Below are 437 nucleotides of genomic sequence, written 5' to 3'. Positions count from 1 at the left end.
GCCGTAGCGCGTCTTGGTCAGGAAGGTCCAGCCCTGCGTCGTGTTGCGCGTGGCCAAGGGCGCGGGGGGGAACGTCGCCTGAGCATGCCCCAGCCCGTCTTCGCTGACGGAAAAGACCTGAAACTCGACCTCCAGCCCCATCACTGCGTCATGCCCCGTCGCCGCCAGCTGCTCCATCGCCCGGCGCAGGAGCCCGCGCGGCGAGACCGAGACCCGCTGGCCCGACCGATAGGCGAGATCGCAGAGGATGACGGCGGAATGCGGCGACCAGGGCAGCGGCGTGAAGCTCGAGGCATCGGGAACCAGCAGCAGATCGCCGGCCCCGGCCAGCGACACGCCGTCCAGCGTCAGCCCGTCCTTCCAGACATCGAACACCGTGCGATGCGCCGTGTCCTTGAGGATCAGCGTCGAGGGCACCGACAGGCCCGAGGCCAGCA

The 437-nt window shown here is 69.6% G+C and carries 1 pseudogene; it reads right to left on the bottom strand.

What is annotated here, in order from left to right:
• A pseudogene (locus tag BTA51_RS29200) lies at positions 1-437 on the bottom strand (glutamine synthetase); the annotation flags it as partial.

Origin of the sequence: Hahella sp. CCB-MM4, from assembly GCF_002260525.1 — a bacterium.
Taxonomy (GTDB): domain Bacteria; phylum Pseudomonadota; class Gammaproteobacteria; order Pseudomonadales; family Oleiphilaceae; genus Hahella.
The sequence above is the reverse complement of the archived record's forward strand: the minus strand, read 5'-3'. Positions and strand labels throughout refer to the sequence as shown.